Here is a 17,855-nt window from a genome sequence, read left to right as displayed (position 1 = left end):
CCTGTTCGAGGCCCCCGCGGCCGAGCGCGCGGCGGGGGCCCGGCTCATCCCACGGCGGGCGAGGCGATGACGACGGTGACGTCCGCGGCGCAGTCGTCGGTCCGGTAGTGGTGCGGGGCGTCCCCGGCGAACGCCAGCAGGTCCCCCGGGCCGAGGCGGCGCGGGTCGTCGGTGGGGCCGGCGGTGAGGCGCCCCGACGCGACCAGCAGGTGCTCGATCGTGCCGGGTGCGTGGGGCACCCCGTCGACCGCGGTGTGCGCCGGCAGCCGCAGCCGCCACACCTCCAGGCTGTGCCCGCCGCTGATCCGCCGCAGCAGCTCCCTGGTGGGCCCCTCCTCCTGCGCCGCGGTCCCCGCGATGTGCAGGGTGCCCGGGGTGACGTCCCGGGTGAGCAGGTCGGTGAGGGGGATGCTCAGCGCGACGGCGATGGAGTCCAGGGTGTCGATGGTGGGGTTGCCCGCCCCGGCCTCCAACTGCGACAGCGTCGCCTTGCTCAGCCCGGTGCGCCGGGCCAGCTCCGCCTGGCTCATCCCCCGCTGCCGGCGCCGCCGCCGCACCTGCGCCCCGGCCGCGGCCGCGGCGCTGCTGGCGGGGCGGGCGTCCCGCTGCGGGGCGCTCACCGCAGCGGCCCGTGGGAGGCCGTGTAGGCCACCTTGACGCGGCCCTTCTTGACCTTCACCGCGGGGATCAGCAGCTCCTCCAGGTCGGCGAGGCTTCGGACGTGCGTGCCGCCGCAGGGCGCGGCGTGCAGGTCCCCGATCCGGACGACGCGCCGGCCCTGCCCGTCGTGCTCCGCGGTGACCGGGTGGTCCCGCGACACCGCCTCCGCCACCCAGGCGCGCAACCGCTCGGCCGCCTCCTCCCGGGCCTCCGGATCGCCGAGCCCGTCCGGGGGAGGGGCGAACTCGATCCGCGCCTGGCCGGGGAAGTGGTTGTTGCCCGCGTGGACCCAGCCCAGCGTCCGCCCGGCCGCTTCCACCAGGTGCCCGGCCGTGTGCAGGGCGGCGTGCAGGAGCCGGGTCCCGGCGTCCACGTGCGCGACCACGGGCTCGCCCTCGGCGAGGCGGGCGAGCCCGTCCCGGTGCGCCTCCGGGGCGCGCAGCACCACCAGGCCCGTCCCGGGATGGCGCTGGGGCGCGACCTCGCACTCGCCCAGCCGGCCGCGGTCCGCGGGCTGGCCGCCGCCCTGCGGGTGGAAGATGTTCCGCTCCACGGCGACCCACGGCCCGTCCCCGTCGTCCCGCCCCACGGCGAGGACGCGGGTGGTGACGGACATCAGGTAGGTGTCGTCCGCGTAGGCGGCGGCTTGGGCGCCGACCTCGAGATCGTCAATATACTGAACCATGCGTTCAGTATAATCGACCATGTCGACCGCAGAGCCCGAAGAGCCCGAGAGCCCGAAGAGTCGAGCCGCGGACTCGGGCCGCACATCGCAGATCGCAGGCCGCAGGCCGCACAAGCCCCGGAGCGAGGACATCACCACCATGGCGACCACGTGGAACGGCCGAGCCGTCACCTTCCGGCAGGCAACGGCATCGCAGGTGCACACCGTGCTCCGGGTCCTGGACGAGGCGGCCGCCTGGCTGCGGGAGCGGCACATCGACCAGTGGCCCGCCCGGTTCGAGGCGGCCTGGGTCGAGGGCGCCGTGGCCCGCGGAGAGACCTGGCTGGTCCACGTCGGCGGCGAGGTCGCGGGCACCGCCACCCTGGACTGGTCCGACCCGCTGTGGACGGACGTCGAGGGTTCGGCCGGCTACCTGCACCGGATGGCCGTGCGCCGCCGCTGGGCGGGGCTGGGCGCCGCGGTCCTGGACTGGGCGGGGGACACGGCGCGCGGGCACGGGAAGGAAGCCCTGCGCCTGGACTGCGTCAGCGGCAACCACCGCCTCCGCGCCTACTACGAGGCGCGGGGCTTCCACCACCGCGGAGACGCCCCGGTCGGCGGCGCCCCGGGGCAGCGCGCCCGGGGCGGGCCCGTCACCTGGGTCAGCCGCTACGAGCACCCGCTCCGGCCGCTGCCGTCATAGCGGGCCGAGGAGGGCCCGCGCCTGGTCGCGGGCGTGGCCGAAGGGGTCGGGGAAGACGCCCAGGCCGTGGGCGACGAGCGCTCCCTCGTGCAGCAGCGTAAGCGTCCGCCCCAGCGGGCCGGCCCGGTCCGGGGCCAGCTCGGCCGCGAGATCCGTGAACAGGGCGAGCATCCACCGCTTGTGCCCGGCGATGACCGGGTGGGCGGGGTGGGCCGGATCGCTGATCTCGGCGTGGGCGTTGACCATGCCGCACCCCTTGGAGCCGTGCTCCGCCGACCACGCCGCCGAGGCGTCGAACACGGCCAGGACCCGCTCCGCGGGTGCCCCCGGCGCGGCGTCGAGGTGCCGGGCGAGGAAGGCCCGCCAGCGTTCGTCGCGGTCCGCGAGGTACTCCACGACGAGCTGCTCCTTGGAGCCGAACCGGTCGTAGATGGTCTTCTTGGTGACCCCGGCCTCGGCGGCGATGAGGTCCACTCCCACGGCGTGGATGCCGCGTTCGTAGAACAGCCGCCCCGCGGCCCGCAGGACCCGGAGTGCGGCCGGCGTCATCGTGATCCGTCGCGGTGTGCCCGCGGTACTGCCCATGCCCGGGAGTATACCGATCTGTATAGTGGGGTCGCCGCACCGGAGTAAACCGATCTGTTTACCGGAAGGTGAGGCGTGAACGTCCTGCTCCCGACCGCGTTTGTCCTGTGCTGGAGTTCCGGGTTCATCGGCGCGAAGCTCGGCGGCGGCAGCGCGTCCGCGGCCACGGTCCTGATGTGGCGGTTCCTGCCCCTGGCCGTCGTCCTGGCCGTCGTCGCCATCGTCGTGTCCGCGGCGGCCTGGCGGGGTCTGGCGGCGCGGGACGTGGCGCGGCAGGCCGTGATCGGCCTGCTGTCGCAGAGCGGCTATCTGCTCACCGTCTACCACGCGATCGACCTCGGGGTCTCCAGCGGCACCACGGCGCTGATCGACGGCGTGCAGCCCCTCGTCGCCGGAGCGCTCGCCGGGCCGCTGCTGGGCCGGCGCGTCACCCGCGAGCAGTGGCTCGGCCTCTGCCTGGGCCTCGGCGGCGTCGCCCTCGTCACCACGGCCGACGCCTCGGCCGCGCCCGGCGTCCCCCGGTGGGCGTACGCCCTGCCGATCCTCGGCATGCTCTCCCTGGTCGCGGCCACCTTCCTGGAGAGCCGCTCCCGCACCAGGGTCGCGCCCGTGGTGTCGCTGACCGTCCACTGCGCCACCAGCGCCGTCGTGTTCACCGTGCTCGCCGCGGCCACCGGCGGCGCCGGGCCGCCCGCCGAGCCCGCGTTCTGGGGCGCGATCACCTGGCTCGTGGTCCTCTCCACCTTCGGCGGGTACGGGCTGTACTGGCTCATCCTGCGGCGCTCCGGCGTCACCGAGGTCAACACCCTCATGCTCCTGATGGCCCCGGTCACGGCGGTGTGGGGAGCCCTGATGTTCGGTGAGCCCTTCGGCCCCCGGACGGCCCTCGGCCTGGCCCTCGCCCTGGCCGCGGTCCTCCTCGTCCACCACGGCGGCCCCCCGGCGACGGCGGACGCGGGCCGCCGCGGCCGGCGGGAAGCCGGAGCCCGCCCCGCCGAACAGGCGAATTCCGCACCGGCGCCACTGCGCGGCTCCGCGTCCGGGTATCACGGCACTCCGTTGCGGGGGCCGACGAAGAAGGAGCCGAGCGCATGACACCCGATGACCGTGACGTGATCCTGTTGGCCGTGTCCGACTCCGGGCGGGGCGAGGAGACCGCCCGGAGGCTGGAGGAGTACTTCTGCGGCAAGTACCGGGTCCTGCGGACCTCCGGCGTCGCCGACACCCGGAAGTCCCTGTCCGCCCTCACCGACACGCCCGCGGCCGTGGCCGCCGTCCTGGCCGAGGAGGAGCTGCCCGACGGGCCGGGCGCGGACCTGCTGTCCGCCGAGGGGCGCGGCGTGTCCGCGGCGCCCGGGCTGCTGCTGACCCCCGGCGCGGGCCCGCGGGAGGCCGGGCGGGCCGGGGGCGGCCCGCGGACGGCCCCCGCCTCCCCGGACGAGGAGGACTTCTGGACGCGGGTGGAGGAGGCCCTCTACGACGCGGCCGGACCCGGGGAGCACCGGGCCGTGGTGTACGGGGACCGCAGGAAGGAGAAGGTCTTCCGGGTGCTGCGGTTCCTGCGCCTGAACCACGTGGCCTACCGGACGGACCCGGTCACGGTGCGGGGCGAGGTGTCGGTGCAGGTGGAGAACTACCCCAAGCCCCTGGTGGACCCCCCGTTCATCAGGCTGGCGGAGCTGCTCGGCCTCGTGCGGATGGGCCACCAGGACCGGTACGACCTGGTGGTGGCGGGCGGAGGCCCGGCCGGGCTGTCCGCGGCGGTCAACGGCGCCGCCCTGCTCGGCTGGAAGGTGCTCGTCGTCGAGCGGTCCGCCCCCGGCGGGACGGCCGGCACGGCGAACAACAGGATCGACAACTACCTGGGCTTCCCCGACGGCATCGAACCGGACGAGCTGGCCCACCTGTGGAGCAGGCACGCCGGGAACTTCCACGTCGAGTGGCTGCCCGCGTCCACCGTCGAGACGATCGCCGCGAGCACGATCGACAAAGTCCCCGGCTACCGGATCACCGCCAAGCGGGACGACGGCAAGACCCTGTCCGTGGAGGCGAAGATGCTCCTGCTCGCGGGCGGCCACACACCGCGGGCGCAGGGCGGCAAGGACGAGAACACGTACCTGTACAAGGGCCTGTACTACGACGCCCTGCCGTCGGACGTGGACATGTACACCGGCACTGACGAGCTGGTGATCATCGGCGCGGGGGACACCGCGGGCCGGGCCGCCGTGTTCTTCGCCCAGAAGGTCAAGAAGGTGACCATGGTCATCCTGGACACGCTCGGCAAGAGCATGCTCCCGGGGCTCGTGGACGAGGTCAGGTACTGGGTGAAGCGGGGGAAGGTCGTGCTCATGGAGGGGTACGAGGTCTACGAGTACGCGGGCGCCGACGGCTACCTCACCACGGTCCGCGTCCAGAAGTGCAAGGGCGGGACCGACAAGCAGAACATCCCCGTGGCGGGCGCGTACGCCCTGATCGGCGGCGTCCCCAACACCGGGTGGCTGAAGAAGCTGAAGACCGAGAAGAAGCTCGAGGTCAAGCTCGACGTGAAGGGCTACGTCCTCACCGGCCCGGCCGCCGCCGCCAAGCAGCCCATGGAGACCAGCCTCTCCGGTGTCTTCGCCGCCGGGGACATCCGCTCGGGAGCGGTCCGCCGCATCTCGGCGGCCGTGGGCGAGGGCGGCTCGGCGGTCCTGTCCATGCTCGAGTACATGAAGGACAAGAAGATCACCGTGGAGGGGCAGCCGCGGTCGGCGGACGCCCTGTTCATGTCCGGGTGACCGGGTGACCGGGCGGCCCCGCCCCCCGCCGCGCCGCGACCCCGGGCGCCCCGGCGGGGGCGGGGCGGCGGGGGCGAGGGAGGGGCGGCGAGGACGGGCGTTGCATGATAATGCGGAAGAGTGCATACTCTTGCCATGTCCAAGGTCCTCACCTCCCTGCCCACCGGCGAGCGCGTCGGTATCGCCTTCTCCGGTGGCCTCGACACCTCGGTCGCGGTCGCCTGGATGCGCGACAAGGGTGCCGTGCCGTGCACCTACACCGCCGACGTCGGCCAGTACGACGAGCCCGACATCGCCTCGGTACCCGGCCGGGCGACGACGTACGGCGCCGAGATCGCGCGCCTGGTGGACTGCCGGGCGGCGCTGGTCGAGGAGGGCCTGGCCGCGCTCGCGTGCGGGGCGTTCCACATCCGCTCGGGCGGGCGCCCGTACTTCAACACCACGCCGCTCGGCCGTGCCGTCACGGGCACGCTGCTGGTCCGGGCGATGCTCGAGGACGGGGTGCAGGTCTGGGGCGACGGCTCGACGTTCAAGGGCAACGACATCGAGCGGTTCTACCGCTACGGCCTGCTCGCCAACCCGCACCTGCGCATCTACAAGCCGTGGCTGGACGCCGACTTCGTGGCGGAGCTCGGCGGCCGCAAGGAGATGTCGGAGTGGCTGCTCGCCCACGGCCTGCCCTACCGCGACAGCACCGAGAAGGCGTACTCGACCGACGCCAACATCTGGGGCGCCACCCACGAGGCCAAGACCCTGGAGCACCTGGACGCCTCCATCGAGACCGTCGAGCCGATCATGGGCGTCCGGTTCTGGGACCCCGCGGTCGAGATCGACCCCGAGGACGTGACGATCGGCTTCGACCAGGGCCGCCCCGTGACGGTCAACGGCAAGCAGTTCGCCACCCCCGTCGACCTGGTGATGGAGGTCAACGCGATCGGCGGCCGGCACGGCCTGGGCATGTCGGACCAGATCGAGAACCGGGTGATCGAGGCCAAGAGCCGCGGCATCTACGAGGCGCCCGGCATGGCGCTGCTGCACGCGGCGTACGAGCGGCTGGTCAACGCGATCCACAACGAGGACACCGTGGCGGCCTACCACAACGAGGGCCGGCGGCTCGGCCGGCTGCTGTACGAGGGCCGCTGGCTCGACCCGCAGGCGCTGATGGTGCGGGAGTCGCTCCAGCGCTGGGTCGGCGCGGCGGTCACCGGCGAGGTGACCCTGCGGCTGCGGCGCGGCGAGGACTACTCGGTCCTGGACACCGCGGGCCCCGCGCTGAGCTACCACCCGGACAAGCTGTCGATGGAGCGCACGGAGGACTCGGCGTTCGGCCCGGTGGACCGGATCGGCCAGCTCACCATGCGCAACCTCGACATCGCCGACTCCCGCGCCAAGCTGGAGCAGTACGCCGACCTCGGCATGGTCGGCACGGCCCACCCCCAGCTCATCGGTGCCGCCCAGGCGGCCTCGACCGGGCTGATCGGCCCGATGCCGCAGGGCGGAGCCGAGGCCATCGCCTCGCGCGGCGAGGCGCCCGACGACAACGAGATGCTGGACCGCGCCGCGATGGAGTCCGGCACCGACTGACCGCCCCGCCGGGCCCGGCACCGCGCCGGGCCCGGCGGCGTCACCCCCCGCCCGAGGCCCCCCGGCTCCGGCCGCCGCGGGCGCCCCGGCGGGACGACGGGCCGCGGGGCCGCATGATCAGGGCGGCGACGTAGTAGGTGCAGGCCGCGGTGCCGGGGTTGGCGTACCCGTGCGGGACGTCGGCGGCGAAGTACACCGAGTCGCCCGCCGCCAGCTCCAGGGACGTGTCGCCGACGGTCAGCCGCAGCTCGCCGGAGTGGACCACGACGAACTCGTGGGAGCCGGGCGCGTAGGCGGGGAACCGGCCGGCGTCGCAGCCCGGGGGCAGGGTCGAGCGGATCCACTCGAAGTTCACCCCGGGCACCACCGGTGTGAGGATCGCCCGCCGCCATCCCCCCGGCTCGTCCACGACGTCCTGCTCCGCCGCGCGCCGCACCACGACCCGCCGGTCCTCGGCGGACGCGACCAGCTCCGCCAGCGGGACGCCGAGCCCGTCGGCGACTCGGGCCAGCACGACGACCGTGGGCGCCTTCTGCCCGCGCTCGACCGAGGACAGCATGCTGACGCTCACCGACGCCGCGTCCGCCAGGGCCTGGAGCGTCAGGCCGCGGTCCAGCCTGAGCCCCTGAACACGGCGCCCCAGTTCTGCAAGATCCAGCATTGCTCTATAATAACGATCCTGTTCTCTATAGAGAAAAAGCAGGGGATGCTGTGACCGCCGAACCGACCGTCCGCCCGGCCGCTCCCGCCGACCTGGAAGCCGTCGCCGGCATCTTCGCGCACTACGTCACCGGCAGCGTCGTCACCTTCGAGGAGGTCCCGCCGACGGCCGCCGACTGGCGGCGGCGGTACGACGACCTGGCCGAGCGCGGCCTGCCGTTCCTGGTCGCGGAGGTCGGCGCCGAGGTGGCCGGATACGCCTACGCCGCTCCCTGGCGCCCCAAGCCGGCGTACCGGCACACCGTCGAGGACACCGTCTACCTCGCCCCCGGCCACACCGGCCGCGGAGTGGGCTCCGCGCTGCTGGCGGGGCTGCTGCGGGCGTGCGAGCGGGCCGGGGTCCGGCAGGTCGTGGCCGTCATCGCGGACACCGGCAGCGACGCCTCCGCCGCCCTCCACCGCCGCCACGGCTTCACCCCTGCGGGCCGGCTCACCGGTGTGGGCCACAAGCACGGCCGGTGGGTGGACACGGTGCTGATGCAGTGCGTCCTGCCCGCCGCCGCGGCCTCCCGCCCGGCCGCCGACGCACCGGGGGAGGCGGCCGAGCCGGGCCCGCACGTACTGAACCTGTGGCGCCAACCGCTGGGCGAGGTGCCCGAGTCGGTCTGGCGGCGCACCGAGCTCCAGGTGCTGATCCTCGCCGAGACCGGGCTCACCGATCTGCCGCCCGCCATCGGACGGCTGCGCCGGCTGACCACCCTCGACCTCGGCCACAACCACCTCACCGCGGTACCCGGCGAACTGGGCGAGCTGACCGGCCTCGGCAACTGCCTCTACCTGCACGACAACAAGCTGTCCGAGCTCCCGGACTCCCTGGGCGACCTGACGCGACTGCGCTATCTCAACGTCGGCGAGAACGCGCTCACCGCCCTGCCGAGGACCATCGGCCGCATGACCGGCCTGATCGAACTGCGGGCCCAGCACAACCGGCTGACGACCCTGCCCGACGGCCTCGGCGACCTGCGCAACCTGCGCGAACTGTGGCTCAGGGGCAACGCGCTCGCGCACCTGCCGCCGTCCACGGCCCGGCTCCTGGAACTGCGCCACCTGGACCTGCGCGAGAACGCCCTCGCCGAACTGCCCCGGGCCCTGGCCGGCCTGCCCCGGCTGCGCCAGCTCGACGTGCGGAGCAACCGCATCGCCCACCTCCCCGACTGGGTCACCGCCCTGCCCGCCCTGGAGAAGCTGGACCTGCGCTGGAACCCCTGCGAGCCCCCGCCGGCGCTCCTGGCCGAACTGGAGCGGCGGGGCTGCGTCGTCCTGACCTGAGCCCCCGCGCCGCCCGCACCCGCGGGTCTAACCGTCCAGGACGCGGGTGAGTTCGGTGAGGGCGGCCGTCAGGCGGGCGGTGCTGACTCCGCGTTGGCGCACGTGGGCGAAGACCTCGGGGGCCAGCGGGGCCAGCAGCGCGTCGGCGAGGGCTTCCGGGTCGGCCGCCCCGGCCTCCCGGAGCAGGGCCAGCACGTGGGCGCGCCAGAAGCCGTAGGCGCCGGTGGCGTATCGCGCCGCGCCGGTCTCCGCGCCGAGGGCCAAGTGGACGTGCCGGTCGAGCAGCGCGGCCATGGCCGCGTAGAAGGCGGCCAGCCGCTCCCGCGGCGGCGCGCCGGGGCCCAGGGGCGGGGCGCCCTGGAGCAGTTCCCGTTGCAGGGCCCGTTCGTGTTCGTCCAGCAGCGCGTTGGCGACGGAGGCGACGTCCGGGTACCGCCGGTACAGCGTTCCCCGGCCGACCCCGGCGGCCCGGGCGATGTCCTCCATCGTGACGGTGCGCGGGTCCTTCGCGGCGAACAGCCCGGCCGCGGCGGCGAGCACCTTGGCCCGGTTGCGCGCGGCGTCGGCACGTTCCTTGGTCACGGCGCCACCCTAACCAGGCCCCGCACCCGGGAATAACCGGACGCGGCGTCCAGTTGCCTCTTCCGAGCGACTGAAGTGGACGTGATGTCCACTTGACTGCCCGGGAGGCACACCCATGAGCACCACCCTGCTGCACCTCGACGCGAGCGCCCGCCGCCGCTCCTTCAGCCGCGAGCTCGGCGACGCCTTCGCCGCCGCCTGGCGAGCAGCCCACCCCGACGGCACCCACCTCCACCGCGACCTCGCGCGCGACCCCGTCCCGCCGATCGGCGAGGCGTGGACCGAGATCTGCGACCACCTCATGGAGCACCGGATCACCGACCCCGACCGCTACCGGGAGGCGGTCCGCACCCCCGCCCGGGCCGCGGCCTGGGCCGTCGTCGAGCCCCTGCTGGCCGAACTGATCGCCGCGGACGTGGTGCTCATCGCCGCGCCGATGTACAACTACTCCGTCCCCGCCTCCCTCAAGGCGTGGATCGACCAGGTGACGTTCCCGAGGATGTCCCTCGCCGGACGGCGGTTCGTCGTCACCCACGCCCGCGGCGGCGCCTACGGGCCGGGCACGCCCAAGGAGGCGTACGACCACCAGGAGCGGTACCTGCGCGACTTCATCCGCGGGCACTACGCCGTCGAGGACGTCACCTTCATCGGCACCGAGCTGGTCAACTCCCGTGTGGACCCCGCGCTCGCGGCCCGCCGCGCCGAGCACGACGAGTCCCGCGCCGCGGCCCTGGCCGCCGCCCGCGCCCTGGGCGGCGCGCTGTGAGCTGGCTGCTGCTGCTGGCCGCGGGTGCGGTGGAGGTGGCCTGGTCGCAGAGCATCAAGCCCACCGCGGGATTCACCCGGCCGCTGCCCACCCTGGTCTGCTTCCTCCTCGCCGCCGTGGCGGTCTACCTGCTGTCGCTGGCGATGAAGGGGCTGCCGGTGGGCACGGCGTACGCGGTGTTCACCGGGATCGGCGCGATCGGCGCCATCGCCCTGGGCATCGTCGTCCACAAGGACCCGGTCAGCGCGGGCCGGGTCGCCGCGCTGGCCCTCATCGTCGGCGGAGTGGCCCTGGCCCGGGTCACGTCCACCGAGTAGGGCGGGACAGGACGGCGGGCGCCGGGCCGCCGCACGGCGCTCGGCCCGGCGCCGCGCCCTCCCGCACCGCGCGGCCCCTCCGCGGTGCGGGAGGCGGCTTCAGGCGCAGGACGGGCACAGGCCGCGGTAGGTGATGTGGACCTCGGAGACCGCGAAGCCGAACCGCTCCTCCGCCGGGAGGTCGGCCAGCGGGTCGCCCGCCGGGTGGACGTCGCGGATGGTGCCGCAGCCGGAGCACACCAGGTGCTGGTGCGGGCGGTGGGCGTTGGGGTCGTAGCGCTTGGCGCGGCCGTCGGTGGAGACCTCGGTGACCTCGCCGAGGGAGACCAGTTCGCCGAGGGTGTTGTAGACGGTCGCCCGGGAGATCTCGGGCAGCCGCAGGGCGGCGCGGGCGTGCACCTCGTCGGCCGTGAGGTGCACGTGCTCGCCGTCGAGGACCTCGGCAACGACACGCCGCTGGGAGGTCATCCGCCAGCCGCGCCCTCGCAGTCGCTCCAGCAGGTCACTCATGTCGGTTCACCTATTCAGGCTCGGCGGGATACGCGAAGTCTACCGGTGGGCGTCCGGGTTCCGATTGGATATGGCCTTGGCGTGCTTCTTGACTAAGACTGTGTCCATCGTAGGATCGGCTCCGGAGATAGCCAAGGGACAGGAGGACCCCAGTACGGCAGGAGACGGAGACGTGACGGAACCACCACCGAGGAGCTCCGCGGAGCCGGTCTGCCGATGACGGCCGCCCGCGTCCGCTGCTCGGAACCGTCCGGACGGCTCTCGACGAGGCGGGACTCGCGCACCACTCGAATCAGCCGGCAGTCCGGCCCGGTTCGAGGGGGGTGTCGGGAACAATCACCACCACGTCGTGTGCCGATCGTGCGGTGCCGTCGCTGACGTCGACTGCGCGGTCGGTGAAGCACCCCTGCCCGACCGCGACCCACGACCGCGGCCCCGCGACCCACGAGGCCGAGGTCACCCGGGGCCCGTGCCCCGACTGCTCCACCACCCGCAGTTCCCGAGCACCGCCAGCACCGTGATCCGCCCATCCCGGAGGGATTCCCATGTCCGAGAACCACGATGCAATCGTCACTGACGCAAAGTCGGAGGGCGGAGGTGGCTGCCCGGTCGCGCACGGGCGCGCCCTGCACCCGACTCAGGGCGGCGGAAACCGCCAGTGGTGGCCGGAGCGGCTGAACGTCAAGATCCTTGCCAAGAACCCCGCCGTGGCCAACCCGCTCGGCGAGGAGTTCGACTACGCCGAGGCGTTCAAGTCCCTGGACCTGCCCGCGGTGAAGCGGGACATCGCCGAGGTGCTGACGACCTCCCAGGACTGGTGGCCCGCCGACTTCGGCCACTACGGACCGTTCATCATCCGGATGGCGTGGCACAGCGCCGGCACCTACCGGATCAGCGACGGCCGCGGCGGCGCCGGGGCCGGCCAGCAGCGCTTCGCCCCCCTCAACAGTTGGCCGGACAACGCCAACCTGGACAAGGCCCGCCGTCTGCTGTGGCCGGTGAAGAAGAAGTACGGCCAGAACCTGTCGTGGGCCGACCTGATGATCCTTGCCGGCAATGTCGCCCTGGAGTCGATGGGCTTCAAGACCTTCGGCTTCGGCGGCGGCCGTGCGGACGTCTGGGAGCCGGAGGAGGACGTCTACTGGGGCCCGGAGACCACCTGGCTCGACGACAAGCGCTACTCCGGCGAGCGCGAGCTGGAGAACCCGCTCGGCGCCGTCCAGATGGGCCTGATCTACGTCAACCCGGAGGGCCCCAACGGCAACCCGGACCCGCTGGCCGCGGCCCGCGACATCCGTGAAACGTTCCGCCGGATGGCGATGAACGACGAGGAGACGGTCGCGCTGGTCGCGGGCGGCCACAGCTTCGGCAAGACCCACGGCGCGGGCCCGGCGGACAACGTCGGCCCCGACCCCGAGGCCGCCTCGCTGGAGGAGCAGGGCCTGGGCTGGAGCAACTCCTTCGGGACCGGCAAGGGCGGCGACACCATCACCAGCGGTCTGGAGGGCATCTGGACGCCCACCCCGACCCAGTGGGACAACAGCTTCTTCGAGACCCTGTTCAAGTACGAGTGGGAGCTGTTCAAGAGCCCCGCGGGCGCCCACCAGTGGCGGCCGAAGGGCGGCGCCGGGGCGGGCACCGTGCCCGACGCCCACGACCCGTCGAAGAGCCACGCCCCGACGATGCTCACGACCGACCTCGCGCTCCGCGTGGACCCGGTCTACGAGCAGATCTCGCGCCGGTTCCTGGAGAACCCCGACCAGTTCGCGGACGCCTTCGCCCGGGCCTGGTTCAAGCTGACCCACCGCGACATGGGCCCGGTCGTGCGCTACCTCGGCCCGGAGGTCCCCACCGAGACGCTGCTGTGGCAGGACCCGCTGCCCGCGCGGACCTACGAGCTCATCGACGCCGAGGACATCGCCGCTCTCAAGGGCCGGATCCTCGACTCCGGCCTGACGGTGTCCCAGTTGGTGTCCGTCGCGTGGGCGTCGGCCTCCTCCTTCCGCGGCAGCGACAAGCGCGGCGGCGCCAACGGCGCGCGCATCCGCCTGGAGCCGCAGATCGAGTGGGAGGTCAACCAGCCCGACCAGCTCAGGACGGTGCTGCGCGCCCTGGAGGACATCCAGCGGACGTTCAACGCCGCCCAGACCGGCGACAAGAAGGTCTCGCTCGCCGACCTGATCGTGCTCGCCGGCTGCGCGGCCGTCGAGAAGGCCGCCAAGGACGCCGGCTTCGACGTGGAGGTCCCCTTCACGCCGGGCCGCGTGGACGCCTCGCAGGAGCAGACGGACGTGGAGTCGTTCGCCGCCCTCGAGCCGACCGCCGACGGGTTCCGCAACTACCTCGGGAAGGGCAACCGGCTGCCGGCCGAGTACCTGCTGCTCGACCGGGCGAACCTGCTGACCCTGAGCGCCCCCGAGATGACGGTCCTGATCGGCGGCCTCCGCGTCCTGGACGCGAACTACCAGCGGTCGCCGCTCGGCGTCTTCACCGACACCCCCGGGCTGCTGACCAACGACTTCTTCGTCAACCTGCTCGACCTGGGCACGACGTGGAAGGCGACCTCCAAGGACGCGACCACCTTCGAGGGCCGCGACGCCACGGGCGCGATCAAGTGGACCGGCACCCGCGCCGACCTGGTCTTCGGGTCCAACTCCGAGCTGCGCGCGCTCGCCGAGGTCTACGCGAGCGACGACGCGAAGGAGAAGTTCGTGCGGGACTTCGTCGCGGCGTGGGCCAAGGTCATGGACCTGGACCGGTTCGACCTCGTCTGATCCCCGCCTGATGGTCACGTCCAGGCCGGCCCGCCCGTGCGGGTCGGCCCGGACGTCCCGCACCGCCACGCCCGCCGCCGCGAGGCCCCGGTGCGCCCACGTCACGCGGGCGCCGGGGCGGCGGCACCCCCTGCCCGGCCGCCGGTCAGGGGGCGGGGCGGACGACGGTGCGGAAGGTGATTGAGACCCGCCGCCCGCGGGGGACGCGGCCCGCGGGGCCGGGGTCGCTCCTGCGCGCCGCGATGGCGTGCCGCCAGGTGAACCGGGCCGGGCCGGTCATGACGAGGAGGCTGCCCGGCGCGAGCGGAACCGCCACCTTGGCGCCGTCCTCGGGATGGGTGAAGTCCATCAGGCAGCCCGAACCCAGCGAGATCGCCGCGACCACCGGGCCGAAGCACGGCACGCAGTCCACATGGGCGCTGATCCCCTGCCCCGGCAGGTACTCGTTGACGATCACCTGGTCCGCCTCCCGGTCCATCAGCCCCTCGCCGGCCAGGCGGGCGGCCACCCGCCGTGCCCACTCAGGCAGCGGCGGCACGCTGGCCCGCGAGGCCGCTGCCACGCTGCGGCGGCCGTAGTCGTACCGGTGGCCGTAGTGCTGCACACGCCGCTTGAGCTGCGTCGACCACGGCGCGGCGTCGATGGCCGTGAGCAGCGCGTCCGCCTCCTTGGGGCTCGTCCAGTCGGCGAGGCGGCGGAGTCCGGGCACCGCGGCGGACGGCTCGAAGAGGCATGCGTCACCGCTGCCGGAGGGCAGTCGGCCGGGGTTCTGGGGCATGCCCGCACAGTAGCCGGAGGCGGCCCGACGGCACCTCCTTCGCGGGCCCGTGGGTTCGCCGGTTGACCTCCACCTCGCTTGAGGTTGCACGCTTCAGGTGGCTCGCGTCGGCGGGCGGACGGGAGCGATGAGCATGCGAGTGGTCCGGGTGGTCCGTTTCGGAGGCCCCGAGGTGCTGGTTCCGGGTGAGGCGCCCGAGCCGGAGGCGGGGCCGGGCGAGGTCGTGGTCGATGTGGCGGTGGCGGGCATGACGTTCGTCGAGACGCAGATCCGGCGCGGCACCGACCAGTGGCACGAACGGCCGCCGCTGCCGTACGTGCCGGGCTGCCTGGTGGCGGGGCGGGTGAGCGCGGTCGGCGCGGGGGTGGACCCGGCGTGGCTGGGGCGGCGCGTCGTCGCCGACGTCGGGGACACCGGGGGTTTCGCCGAGCGGGCGGTGGCCGAGGTCGGAGAGCTGTTCCCGGTCCCGGACGGCCTGGAGCTGCCGGAGGCCACCGCCCTGTACGGCGACGGCGCCACGGCGCAGGGCCTGGCCGAGAACGCCCGGATCCGCCCCGGCGAGTGGGTGCTGGTCGAGGCCGCGGCCGGCGGGGTGGGCAGCCTGCTGGTGCAGCTCGCCCGCGCGGCGGGCGCCCGCGTCGTCGGAGCCGCCCGCGGGGCGCGGAAGCTGGACGTGGTCCGGGAGCTGGGCGCGGACGCGGTGGTCGACTACTCGGCACCGGACTGGACCGAGCGCGTGCTCGCGGCCACCGGCGGCGCGGGACCTGACGTGGTGTTCGACGGTGTCGGCGGCGCCATCGGGCGGGCCGCGTTCGAGGTGACGGCCCGCGGCGGCCGCTTCTCGGTGCACGGCGCCGCGAGCGGCGAGGTCACGCGGATCGATCCCGAGCGGGCGCGCGACAGGGGAGTGGAGGTGCTCGGCATCGAGCAGCTCTTCGACTTCCCGCCGCACGCGGTGCGGCGGGCGGAGCGGATGATGTCGCAGGCGGCGGCGGGGGTCGTCCGGCCGGTCATCGGGCAGACCTTCCCGCTGGAGCGCGCCGCCGACGCGCACGCCGCGATCGAGTACCGCACCGCCGTGGGGAAGACCCTGCTGCTGCTCTGAGCCGGGCGGCGGGGCCGGCCCGCGTCACCGGGCCGGCCCCGCCCGCGTCACCGGGCGGGCCCCGGTGTCACTTCCGCCAGAACAGGTGGTGCCGCACGCCGCTCGGGCTGGGCACGATCTCGAGGTGGAACCGGTCGAGCAGCTCCTCGGGCGACTCCCAGAGCCGTGACCCGGATCCGAGCCGCACCTGCGGCGAGACCGCCACATGCATGGTGTCGACGAGGTCGGCGTCGAGGAACTGCCGGATGGTGGTGGCCCCGCCGCCGAGCCGGACGTCCTTGCCCCGCGCCGCTTCCCGCGCCTGTTCCAGCACCGCTGCCGGGTCGCCGCCGACGAAGTGGAACGTGGTGTCGGAGAGCGTGAACGAAGGACGCTCGTGGTGGGTCATGACGAACACCGGGGTGTGGAACGGGGGCTCCTCACCCCACCAGCCGTGCCACTCGTGGTCCCGCCAGGGCCCGCGCTGGGGCCCGAACTTGTTGCGGCCCATGATCTCGGCGCCGATGTTGCGTGCGAAGTCCCGCGTGAAGTAGTCGTCGAGGCCGCGGCTGCCCCCGGGGTCGGTGCGCCTCGGCCAGCTCGCCGTGGCGCCGGCCCAGGCGAACATGTCCCCGGGGTCGGCGTGGCCGAACGGCCTCTCCAGGCTCTGGTGCTCACCGGCGCCGAATCCGTCGGCCGAGACGTTGAAGTTCTGCACTCTGAGCAACTGCTGCACGTGTGCCCTCCTGGGTTGTCGACAACGGTGAAGACCGTCCGGACCGCGGAAACTCATCGCCGCCGCCGGGCCTTGGTCCTCCGCGTGGCCGACCATCCGGAAACCGTCCTCGGCCGCCTCGGGACATCCCCTCTCACCTGCGCCGGGCCCGGGCCGCCCGTCTCCGGCGACCCTCGGCATGATCGGTAAAAATATCGAAACTTTCGACAACGTTGGCCTACGTTTGGCCTCCGGGATCGACGCCTCCCCCGTCGAAATTCGACTCCGTGCCGCCGGAGACGCCACTTGACCAGGAAGGTCGCGCACTTCGTTCACCCCTGATCAAGATAATGTTTCGGAATCCGTGCGGAAACTGTTGACACATGACATGCCCGGACCAAAACTGTCGGCATCGGCAGACCTGAACCACCGCCGATCCGGGTCGCCATCCGACCCGATCCTTCGGTCGTCCGTCCTATGACGACCGGCCATGCCCCGCAGCGTTGCACGACGCCGCCGTGCGGTCGGCGTCACCCCACGGCCACCGACAGGCCCACCGGGACGTCCACGCTCCTTGGCCTCCCACCGGCCTGCCACGAGGAGGAAGCATGAACCTGGACAACGCCTTCGCGCACCAGCTCAGCCGCAGGCGCTTCATCGGCCGTGCCGGCGCCCTGGCGCTGGTCACGTCCGCGGCGATGCTGCCCGACACCGCCAACGCCCAGACCATCACGAACAACCAGACGGGCACCCACAACGGGTACTACTACTCGTTCTGGACCGACGCCCCCGGCACGGTCTCCATGACCCTGGGGTCCGGCGGCAACTACAGCACCTCGTGGCGCAACACCGGCAACTACGTCGCCGGCAAGGGCTGGGCCAACGGCAGCCGCAGGACCGTGAACTACTCGGGCAGCTTCAACCCGTCCGGCAACGGCTACCTGTGTCTGTACGGGTGGACGTCCAACCCGCTCGTCGAGTACTACGTCGTCGAGAACTTCGGCACCTACCGGCCCACGGGAACACACCGGGGCACGGTCAACACCGACGGCGGCACGTACGACATCTACCAGACGATGCGCTACAACGCGCCGTCCGTCGAGGGCACCAGGACCTTCCCGCAGTTCTGGAGCGTCCGCCAGGCGAGGCGGACGGGCGGCAGCATCACCACGGGCAACCACTTCGACGCGTGGGCCCGCGCCGGGATGGGCCTCGGCAGCTTCAGGTACTACATGATCATGGCCACGGAGGGCTACCAGAGCAGCGGGAACTCCAACATCACGGTGTGGTGAGCGCGGTGCCGCTCCCGAGCTGACCACCGCACCGGCGGCGCGGCGGCCCCCGGCCGCCGCGCCGCACTGTCCTCG

The 17,855-nt window shown here is 73.4% G+C and carries 18 protein-coding genes and 1 pseudogene; 11 read left to right on the top strand and 8 right to left on the bottom strand.

Going from position 1 to position 17,855, the window contains the following annotated elements:
* Nucleotides 1–44: 44 nt before the first annotated feature.
* Both ACYVO2_RS06880 and ACYVO2_RS06875 read right to left on the bottom strand, forming a co-directional pair.
* A complete protein-coding gene (locus ACYVO2_RS06880) occupies nucleotides 45–620 on the bottom strand; it encodes a helix-turn-helix domain-containing protein (protein WP_461006697.1) in 576 nt (191 codons plus the stop codon).
* A complete protein-coding gene (locus tag ACYVO2_RS06875) occupies nucleotides 617–1,345 on the bottom strand; it encodes an alanyl-tRNA editing protein (RefSeq protein ID WP_461006696.1) in 729 nt (242 codons plus the stop codon). Before ACYVO2_RS06875 ends, ACYVO2_RS06880 begins: the two co-directional genes overlap by 4 nt.
* Nucleotides 1,346–1,484: 139 nt before the next feature.
* Between ACYVO2_RS06875 and ACYVO2_RS06870 the strand changes: the two genes are divergently transcribed.
* The gene (locus ACYVO2_RS06870) at nucleotides 1,485–2,027 is read left to right on the top strand and encodes a GNAT family N-acetyltransferase (protein ID WP_461006695.1); all 543 of its coding nucleotides are present in this window, start codon (nucleotides 1,485–1,487) and stop codon (nucleotides 2,025–2,027) included.
* On the opposite strand, the gene ACYVO2_RS06865 is transcribed toward ACYVO2_RS06870, so the two are convergent.
* Nucleotides 2,022–2,612, bottom strand: coding sequence for a TetR/AcrR family transcriptional regulator (locus ACYVO2_RS06865; RefSeq protein ID WP_461006694.1), 591 nt, complete (start codon nucleotides 2,610–2,612; stop codon nucleotides 2,022–2,024). The genes ACYVO2_RS06870 and ACYVO2_RS06865 overlap by 6 nt on opposite strands.
* A gap of 75 nt (nucleotides 2,613–2,687) precedes the next feature.
* Between ACYVO2_RS06865 and ACYVO2_RS06860 the strand changes: the two genes are divergently transcribed.
* The 3 genes from ACYVO2_RS06860 (at nucleotide 2,688) to argG (ending at nucleotide 6,973) form a co-directional block, all read left to right on the top strand.
* Complete coding sequence (locus ACYVO2_RS06860) at nucleotides 2,688–3,707, top strand: DMT family transporter (RefSeq protein ID WP_461006693.1); 1,020 nt, start codon at nucleotides 2,688–2,690, stop codon at nucleotides 3,705–3,707.
* Nucleotides 3,704–5,389, top strand: coding sequence for an NAD(P)/FAD-dependent oxidoreductase (locus ACYVO2_RS06855; protein WP_461006692.1), 1,686 nt, complete (start codon nucleotides 3,704–3,706; stop codon nucleotides 5,387–5,389). Before ACYVO2_RS06860 ends, ACYVO2_RS06855 begins: the two co-directional genes overlap by 4 nt.
* A gap of 135 nt (nucleotides 5,390–5,524) precedes the next feature.
* Complete coding sequence (argG, locus tag ACYVO2_RS06850) at nucleotides 5,525–6,973, top strand: argininosuccinate synthase (protein WP_461006691.1); 1,449 nt, start codon at nucleotides 5,525–5,527, stop codon at nucleotides 6,971–6,973.
* 40 nt (nucleotides 6,974–7,013) lie between these two features.
* Here the strand turns inward: argG and ACYVO2_RS06845 are convergent, their stop codons facing one another.
* Nucleotides 7,014–7,634: a helix-turn-helix domain-containing protein gene (locus ACYVO2_RS06845; RefSeq protein ID WP_461006690.1), complete on the bottom strand. Its 621-nt coding sequence runs from the start codon at nucleotides 7,632–7,634 to the stop codon at nucleotides 7,014–7,016.
* A gap of 50 nt (nucleotides 7,635–7,684) precedes the next feature.
* Between ACYVO2_RS06845 and ACYVO2_RS06840 the strand changes: the two genes are divergently transcribed.
* Entirely contained in the window at nucleotides 7,685–8,962 is a 1,278-nt protein-coding gene (locus ACYVO2_RS06840) for a GNAT family N-acetyltransferase (protein WP_461006689.1), read from the top strand.
* A 27-nt stretch (nucleotides 8,963–8,989) separates the two neighbouring features.
* On the opposite strand, the gene ACYVO2_RS06835 is transcribed toward ACYVO2_RS06840, so the two are convergent.
* Nucleotides 8,990–9,544 carry a TetR family transcriptional regulator gene (locus ACYVO2_RS06835; protein WP_461006688.1) on the bottom strand — a complete coding sequence of 185 codons (555 nt, stop codon included), beginning with the start codon at nucleotides 9,542–9,544 and terminating at the stop codon, nucleotides 8,990–8,992.
* Nucleotides 9,545–9,659: 115 nt separating this feature from the next.
* Here ACYVO2_RS06835 and ACYVO2_RS06830 point away from each other — a divergent pair, with 115 nt between their 5' ends.
* Together ACYVO2_RS06830 and ACYVO2_RS06825 are read left to right on the top strand one after the other, a co-directional pair.
* On the top strand, nucleotides 9,660–10,310 hold the full coding sequence (locus ACYVO2_RS06830; RefSeq protein WP_461006687.1) for an FMN-dependent NADH-azoreductase: 651 nt from the start codon (nucleotides 9,660–9,662) through the stop codon (nucleotides 10,308–10,310).
* Nucleotides 10,307–10,627 (top strand): DMT family transporter, encoded by a 321-nt coding sequence (locus tag ACYVO2_RS06825; protein ID WP_461006686.1) that lies wholly within the window; start codon nucleotides 10,307–10,309, stop codon nucleotides 10,625–10,627. Before ACYVO2_RS06830 ends, ACYVO2_RS06825 begins: the two co-directional genes overlap by 4 nt.
* 99 nt (nucleotides 10,628–10,726) lie before the next feature.
* Here ACYVO2_RS06825 and ACYVO2_RS06820 read toward each other — a convergent pair whose 3' ends face one another.
* Nucleotides 10,727–11,137 carry a Fur family transcriptional regulator gene (locus tag ACYVO2_RS06820; RefSeq protein ID WP_461006685.1) on the bottom strand — a complete coding sequence of 137 codons (411 nt, stop codon included), beginning with the start codon at nucleotides 11,135–11,137 and terminating at the stop codon, nucleotides 10,727–10,729.
* A gap of 216 nt (nucleotides 11,138–11,353) precedes the next feature.
* Here ACYVO2_RS06820 and ACYVO2_RS06815 point away from each other — a divergent pair.
* Together ACYVO2_RS06815 and katG are read left to right on the top strand one after the other, a co-directional pair.
* Nucleotides 11,354–11,658: pseudogene (locus tag ACYVO2_RS06815) on the top strand (Fur family transcriptional regulator).
* 24 nt (nucleotides 11,659–11,682) lie between these two features.
* Nucleotides 11,683–13,911 carry a catalase/peroxidase HPI gene (katG, locus tag ACYVO2_RS06810; RefSeq protein WP_461006684.1) on the top strand — a complete coding sequence of 743 codons (2,229 nt, stop codon included), beginning with the start codon at nucleotides 11,683–11,685 and terminating at the stop codon, nucleotides 13,909–13,911.
* 145 nt (nucleotides 13,912–14,056) lie between these two features.
* Here the strand turns inward: katG and ACYVO2_RS06805 are convergent, their stop codons facing one another.
* Nucleotides 14,057–14,689, bottom strand: coding sequence for an alpha-ketoglutarate-dependent dioxygenase AlkB (locus tag ACYVO2_RS06805; protein ID WP_461006683.1), 633 nt, complete (start codon nucleotides 14,687–14,689; stop codon nucleotides 14,057–14,059).
* Nucleotides 14,690–14,816: 127 nt separating this feature from the next.
* Between ACYVO2_RS06805 and ACYVO2_RS06800 the strand changes: the two genes are divergently transcribed.
* A complete protein-coding gene (locus ACYVO2_RS06800) occupies nucleotides 14,817–15,794 on the top strand; it encodes a zinc-binding dehydrogenase (RefSeq protein WP_461006682.1) in 978 nt (325 codons plus the stop codon).
* A 67-nt stretch (nucleotides 15,795–15,861) separates the two neighbouring features.
* Here ACYVO2_RS06800 and ACYVO2_RS06795 read toward each other — a convergent pair whose 3' ends face one another.
* Complete coding sequence (locus ACYVO2_RS06795) at nucleotides 15,862–16,509, bottom strand: dihydrofolate reductase family protein (protein ID WP_461006681.1); 648 nt, start codon at nucleotides 16,507–16,509, stop codon at nucleotides 15,862–15,864.
* Nucleotides 16,510–17,096: 587 nt separating this feature from the next.
* On the opposite strand from ACYVO2_RS06795, the gene ACYVO2_RS06790 reads away from it, so the two are divergent.
* Complete coding sequence (locus tag ACYVO2_RS06790) at nucleotides 17,097–17,780, top strand: glycoside hydrolase family 11 protein (RefSeq protein WP_461006680.1); 684 nt, start codon at nucleotides 17,097–17,099, stop codon at nucleotides 17,778–17,780.
* Nucleotides 17,781–17,855: the final 75 nt, after the last annotated feature.

The organism is Streptomyces capparidis (assembly GCF_054782095.1).
Note: the sequence above shows the minus strand (reverse complement) of the source record. Positions and strands in the feature narration are given on the sequence as shown.